6 protein-coding genes are annotated in these 6,388 nt (G+C 48.5%); 4 read left to right on the plus strand and 2 right to left on the minus strand.

The features are described 5' to 3' along the window. Positions 1-34 precede the first annotated feature (34 nt). The 3 genes from BWI93_RS11905 to BWI93_RS11915 all read left to right on the plus strand — a co-directional run bounded on the left by BWI93_RS11905 (position 35) and on the right by BWI93_RS11915 (position 2,507). On the plus strand, positions 35-1,084 hold the full coding sequence (locus BWI93_RS11905) for a sensor histidine kinase (RefSeq protein ID WP_094811551.1): 1,050 nt from the start codon (positions 35-37) through the stop codon (positions 1,082-1,084). A gap of 18 nt (positions 1,085-1,102) precedes the next feature. Then, positions 1,103-1,906: an AraC family transcriptional regulator gene (locus BWI93_RS11910; protein WP_094811553.1), complete on the plus strand. Its 804-nt coding sequence runs from the start codon at positions 1,103-1,105 to the stop codon at positions 1,904-1,906. A 73-nt stretch (positions 1,907-1,979) separates the two neighbouring features. Then, positions 1,980-2,507, plus strand: a complete 528-nt coding sequence (locus tag BWI93_RS11915; RefSeq protein WP_094811555.1) for a dihydrofolate reductase family protein — start codon at positions 1,980-1,982, stop codon at positions 2,505-2,507. A 42-nt stretch (positions 2,508-2,549) separates the two neighbouring features. On the opposite strand, the gene BWI93_RS11920 is transcribed toward BWI93_RS11915, so the two are convergent. Then, positions 2,550-3,188, minus strand: coding sequence for an SOS response-associated peptidase (locus BWI93_RS11920; protein ID WP_094811557.1), 639 nt, complete (start codon positions 3,186-3,188; stop codon positions 2,550-2,552). Between the two features lie 562 nt (positions 3,189-3,750). Here BWI93_RS11920 and BWI93_RS11925 point away from each other — a divergent pair. Next, positions 3,751-4,956, plus strand: a complete 1,206-nt coding sequence (locus BWI93_RS11925) for an ROK family protein (RefSeq protein WP_094811559.1) — start codon at positions 3,751-3,753, stop codon at positions 4,954-4,956. 84 nt (positions 4,957-5,040) lie between these two features. Here BWI93_RS11925 and BWI93_RS11930 read toward each other — a convergent pair. Beyond that, positions 5,041-6,388, minus strand: a 1,348-nt coding sequence (locus BWI93_RS11930; protein WP_141217443.1) for a PKD domain-containing protein, incomplete at its 5' end; no start/stop codon positions are given.

Genomic DNA, 6,388 nt, shown 5'->3' on the forward strand with positions numbered 1-6,388 from the left:
ATTTTAGTTTTCGTTTTTATACCTTCTGCCTTATATGCCGTTTCCTCAATCACGTAATTTACGACTTCGCTTGCTGGGGCCTATTGGGCTTTTTGCCTTCGGTCTGATTTTCTTCAAGCTCCGCATGTACCTGGAGCTAACCCCCCGGGATTTTTTCTGGTCCATGCTGATTGGTCTGTTTTGTGGGTATATCGGTTGGGAGCTGGCCCGCTGGGTGGTCCGGTTTATTCAAAAGCTGTATCCCGGCTTGATTAATACGCGGCGTCGGTTGTGGCGGCTACTGTTTGTAATTATTCTGCTAGCCAATGTCAATACGTTTTTACGCTCAGGAGTCAATCAGTTGCTTAATCCTGGTTTATGGCTGTATGATCTGTACGATTACTTTGAAACCGTTGGTATTCAGGTCGTTTACGTGTGCGTTTATGTGAGTATTTACGAGGGTAGTTATCTGATTCATCAGTGGAAACAGACGTATCAGGAAAAAGAACAGCTCATGCGGGCCGAATGGCAGGCCCGTTTTGATTCGCTTAAAAGTCAGGTCAATCCGCACTTTCTGTTTAATGCCCTCAATGCCTTGTCTTCCTTAATCGAGGAATCGCCCCAGCTGGCGGGTCGGTTTGTGGACGAACTTTCCAAGGTATACCGATACCTGCTATACGCCAATGACCGCGAACTGACGACACTGGAAACGGAACTGCGTTTTATTGAATCCTACGTGCATTTGCTGCAAACACGGCACGGGGAAGGCATTCGGGTACAACTGTCCGTACCCATCGAACACCTGAATTACACCCTTCCGCCGCTCACCCTGCAATTATTGGTCGAAAACGCCGTCAAGCACAATGTGGTACGGGCCAGTCAGCCGCTGACGATTGATATTTCTACCGCTTTCACCCGCCCTTCCGAAGTACAACTGTGGGTTCGGAATAACGTACAGCGTAAAAATAAAGCCGTGGTGAGCAATGGGGTAGGCCTGAACAATATCACGGCTAAATACCGGATGCTGACGCAGTCGGACATTGTTATTCGGGAAGAAGCCGACTCCTTCACGGTCGTATTACCTTTACTTTCGCACCTGAATTAGGGGCTATCCAACCGTTTTATGAAGACTTCGTATCAACTCAGACCGACGGACGATTTAGGGCATAGCGTGGCTTGCATCTGGTATGAGGAGAGTCCGCAGGTGCACGTACGCACGCAAACCGTTGCCTTTCCGTATCAGGAATTACTCATCAACTACGGCGATTCATTTCGTAATACCGGAGCCTTTCCCTATGCCTATACTGCCGCAGGTTCCGTGCTGGGGTTATCGCAACAACCCTTGTATACGACGGTACAGGGACGGTATCGGGCTCTTGGGATCTTGTTCAAACCCGGAGGACTGTATCGATTATTCGGATTTACGCCCGAAAAACCGAGCACACTCCGGCCCCTGTTCGGTCCACAAACCACACCATTTCTACAAAACCTGAAGGAACACACGCAGGGAGCCGAAAAAGTCCAGTACCTGCAAGCCTTTCTTCGTGATAATAGTCGGCCTCAATCCATTCCAACGGCCACACAGGACTTATTAACGGAGCTGGAATCTAGTTCCGGAGCAAGCATTCAGTCGTACGTACAAACCCTGGAGCAATCGCATAAAACCTTTCTGCGTAGTTTTGTTTCAGTGCTGGGCATAACACCGAAGAAGTACCGGCAAATGATTCAGCTCAATCAGGCTTTGCATTGTATGGTTACTCAGCCTGAACAATCCTTAACCGAAATCGGCTATGAATCGGGTTTCTACGATCAGGCTCACTTCATCCGAACGTTCCGGTCATTAACCGGCATGACGCCGGGTGCGTACCGTCGGGCTGTACGGGAGCAGCGGGTGGCTCGGGAGATACCCAATACGATTTATCTGTAAGCAGTTTTGGGTAAATTTTATACAATTTTCACGGAAAAAACGGATTCACTTTTGCGGAATAAAATCCTTTCGCATGAGAAAAATAACGTTGTACACAGCCATGAGTCTGGACGGATTTGTGGCCGGACCCCAGGACGAGTTAAACTGGCTCATCCAATTTCCCAATCCCGAACAGACGGATTATGGCTACGCAGCTTTCCTGGAAACCATCGATACCACCCTGATGGGCTATCGAACCTATGAAGTCGTGCTGGGTCTGGAAGAGACCTTTCCGTACGCGAACCTGACCAACTACGTCTTTACCCGTTCGACTACCCGTGGCGAAGCTCCGTACGTAACCTTCATTACAGAGGATTGGCTCCCGTTCATACAATCTTTAAAACAGCAACCCGGCAAGGGCATCTGGCTGATTGGCGGGGGCCAGCTTAATGCGGCATTTCTACAGGAAAAATGCATCGATGAACTGATCATCCATGTAATGCCCGTCGTACTGGGTTCGGGAATTTCGCTGTTTCAGGGATTAACGGAAAAACATACCTTTCAGCTTACCCGTACCAAAAGCTACAGCAATGGGGTACTGGAATTGAAGTATCAGTTGTAAAACCGAAGCGTTTGGTTGCAAATATTAATGATTTTCAAGGTATTACGCTCCAATTACCTCGCTCGCCATGAGTTGCTGTTCCAGGGGTTGCATGAACTGGTTCATCTCATTTCGCTTCAGATCCGGACGAATCCAGTCTTTTTCCAGGGCTGGATTCAGTACAAAAGGCATCCGCTTTTTAGTATTGTGGATGTACTCCATTAGCTCATTGGCGGGTGTCGTAATAATGGTAAACGTAGGAATTTCGGTACCCGTCTGCTCATTTTTCCAGTGACTGTACAAGCCACCCAGGGCAAAAAGAGGCGTATCCGGCAAGTGAATGAAGTACGGAATTTTAGTGGATCCCTGATGCCGCCACTCATAAAACCCTGAGACCAGTACCAGACAACGTTGCTGGACAGAACCTTTGAAACTGGGCTTTTCGTATAACGTTTCTGACTTGGCATTTAGAGTCATTCTAGCCAGCTCCGGGGCTTTGTCCGGCTTGGCCCAGCCCGGAATTAGTCCCCAGCGAAACAACTGAATCCGACCAGGATCTTCCTGCGTAATGACCGGCAGATACGGCATGGCAAAGCCGTTGACTTTCTCCTGCGGTTCGTAGCCGTCCGTTTCCAGGGGATCCGCCTGAAAACGATCCTGTAATTGCTGCATCGTAGCCTGAGCCTTCACATAGTAACACATAAGGATGAATCGTATTCTGATTATCGATTAAAATTCCTGGAAATCAGTGAAGTATACCAAATTAGATTTGTAATTGAATGAATAGTAAACCACAAACGCAGAATTTTGATTCAGTATTTTATTGTTTAACCAAAGGAACTTTGTGGTTGTAATCAAATCTTATCATATTTGGCCCCCGAAATACAACAAGGAGTAAAGAATGTCCCGCCAGGCATCCTTTGGGATATTTTAGGTGGCAGTCCCACTGCCCGATTCAACCCTAGCCTGAAGGCTAGGGTTTTTCGTTGGTTTTCGTCCCCAAAGCAGATCGTTTAAAACGGTTGAGTCACGATAAATTGAAGCAATCTTCCGCTTTCGTACGGCTTGGCGGAATGGATCAAAACATTCTGAATCTAAACTTCAGCAGCCTTAATAGTTATCCTTTTATGGGGTTTGGGACAGCGACAAATTCTGCGTACCTTGGTTTTGTTTTTATTTTTTAATCACCTTTGCCCGACTGCACAAAGGGCTCCACCAACGGCTTTATCCGGGTTGTTTCCTGTAACATCAGTCGCCTTTTGCAATGACCAAGGTAGTAAGCGAGACCCGAACTACGCACAAAAGTATCGATCCGAAACGAAGCATTCTGAGTTATTTTGCGAACGTCGGTAACGCCATCATTCCCGAATTAAGTAAAGAATTAGCCATCAGTATTCCCAAGGTGACTTCAACCGTCAATGAGCTGATTCAGGAAGGATTGATTCAGGATTATGGCAAAATTGATTCTACGGGTGGTCGTAAGCCCAATCTGTACGGAGTAGTTGCCGATTCCGCTTTTTTTATTGGCGTGGATGTCAAACATACGCACATCAACATTGGCCTGCTTGATTTGCAGAAAAACCTGCTGAAAGTGACCGAGAATTTGCCGTATACGCTCGACAATACCACCGAATCGCTGGATACGCTTTGTGAATTAATTACTGGTTTCATCGCGGGTTTAACGATTCCGAAAACCAAAATTCTGGGTATCGGAATCAATCTTTCCGGCCGGATTAATTACGCCACGGGTTACAGTTATAGCTTTTTCTTTTTCGAGGAACGACCGCTCAGCGAAATCATTGAGAAGAAAGTAGGGTACCGGGTCTTTCTGGAAAACGACTCCCGAGCCATGGCTTACGGAGAATTCTGTAATGGAATTGTAGAAAAGGAGAAAAATGTATTCTTTCTCAACCTGGATTTTGGCATCGGTGTAGGCATTCTCATTGATGGGCAGTTGTACTACGGGAAATCGGGTTACGCCGGGGAACTCGGCCACGTGCCCATCTTCGACAATGAAGTGATTTGTCACTGCGGCAAGAAAGGTTGTCTGGAAACGGAAGCTTCGGGCTGGGCCTTGACGCGATTGTTTCAGGAAAAAATACGCGAAGGGTCTACGTCGGTTCTGACCCGTACGGGGTTGCAGCCGGATCAGATTCAAATGCAGGACATTATTCAGGCGGCCAAAAATGACGATGTACTGGCCATCGAACTCATGGCTCAACTGGGCGAGAACATCGGGCGGGGCATTGCCTTTCTGATCAATGTCTTTAACCCGGAACTGATCATTCTTGGTGGCAGTTTGGCCACCACGCAGGATTACATCTACTTACCCATCAAAACGGCCATTAACAAATACTCCCTGAGTCTGGTCAACAATGATACGCAGGTGAAAATGTCGAAATTGGGCGAGCACGCGGGTATTGTAGGTGCCTGTCTACTGGTTCGTGACCGACTACTTTCGTTGGTTTAGCTTATTCCATCGTTCGATACAACAAACTACGAAAAAAGGCCAGCCCTCGGCAGAAGGCTGGCCTTTTTCGTAGTCTAGCAACCATTAACGTTCCATCAACATCCAGTCGAGGTAAAAGAGCTCTTGCTTGGGTGCTGCTTCTGGATTTCTGAAAACCAGGTACAGATCGTGAAAGCCTTTGGCTGGCTGAATGGGCGTTTGTACTTCTTTCCATTCGTTTCGTACGTTGGCTTTCCCGGCTGGTAGTGTGACCCGACCGATTAGAGGACCGTTTACCCCATCCTGCCGAATCTCCACCTGACCGCCTTCGCCGTAGGACAGGAACCGAAGTTTGATCTGCCGAATGCCGACTAAATCCAGGTGATGAAAGGCCACATACGTCTGATCGTAAATCTTCCGGATGTACGATTGGTAGCCATTGTTGGCCGTAGCAATGACGACGCCAACCGTACCCCGATCATTGTCTTCCAGCTGAAGCAATGGGTTACGCAAAACCAGATGTTCGCGACTCGTCAACGGTTCAATCCCGTGAGCACCCCGGTCAGTGTAACGAGCCAGCAGTACGTAGGCACCGTCCGGATTTTTGGCAGAATGCTGATTGAGAGACAAGGTACCCGACAGCGGTAAAGTCTTCGTTTTCTGATTTAACGAAAGAATATAGCGAACCATCTCCTGAGCATCGGCAGCGGACAAATCGGGGTGCGAACTCATCGCGTACTTACCCCAAACGCCGCTACCGCCCTTGATGACTTTCTGAGCCAGCCGATCAACGGCATCGTCCTTGTACTTCCCGGCAATGGCCTGCAAGTTTGGTCCGATGGAAGCCGTCGCCAGGGCATGACAGGATTTGCAGTCGGAAGCCAGAAACAGTTTTTCGCCTTTCACCTGAGCGGTTGGAGTATGCGAATTTCCTGACAAAACGCTGGCCAGGTCCTTTCCGTAGTCCAGGTACGTAAACGAAAGCTTCGTCTGGGCCGGATCAATCTTCTGGTCTTCGCGGTCGGTGATCCGTACCTCATAGTTCAGTCGCGAATGATCCCAGTAAAAACTCCGGTTGCTCGTCGAAAGAATTTCAACCTTCGGCGGCGTATTACCTACCTTAATGGTAACCGTAGCCGTACCTTTTCCACCCTGCGAATCAATGGCCGTGAGCGTAACGGGATAGACGCCGGGCTTCTCGAAAGTCGGGGATACCTCCGTACCTTTCAGCGTTTGTTTGCCCACCTGCCACTCAAATGTGAGCTGATCACCGGGGTCGTAATCTTTGGAACGAGCCGCGGATAAATGTACCTTCAACGGAGCCGCTCCGTAGCGGTGATCCACCTGAATATCCGCCACGGGGTTGCGATTACCTTCCGCGTACTCGATCCGGTACAGACCCGCGTCGGCATTGTTGGCAAACCAGTTGGTACCATAAGCGAGTAAATAAATG

It is taken from the genome of Siphonobacter sp. BAB-5385 (genome assembly GCF_002261125.1).
Lineage (GTDB): Bacteria > Bacteroidota > Bacteroidia > Cytophagales > Spirosomataceae > Siphonobacter.

Bases quoted from the DNA above. Each gene is read 5' to 3' on its own strand.
- BWI93_RS11905 (WP_094811551.1), top strand. From the start codon at position 35: ATGCCGTTTCCTCAATCACGTAATTTACGACTTCGCTTGCTGGGGCCT.
- BWI93_RS11910 (WP_094811553.1), top strand. From the start codon at position 1,103: ATGAAGACTTCGTATCAACTCAGACCGACGGACGATTTAGGGCATAGC.
- BWI93_RS11915 (WP_094811555.1), top strand. From the start codon at position 1,980: ATGAGAAAAATAACGTTGTACACAGCCATGAGTCTGGACGGATTTGTG.
- BWI93_RS11920 (WP_094811557.1), bottom strand. From the start codon at position 3,188: ATGTGTTACTATGTGAAGGCTCAGGCTACGATGCAGCAATTACAGGAT.
- BWI93_RS11925 (WP_094811559.1), top strand. From the start codon at position 3,751: ATGACCAAGGTAGTAAGCGAGACCCGAACTACGCACAAAAGTATCGAT.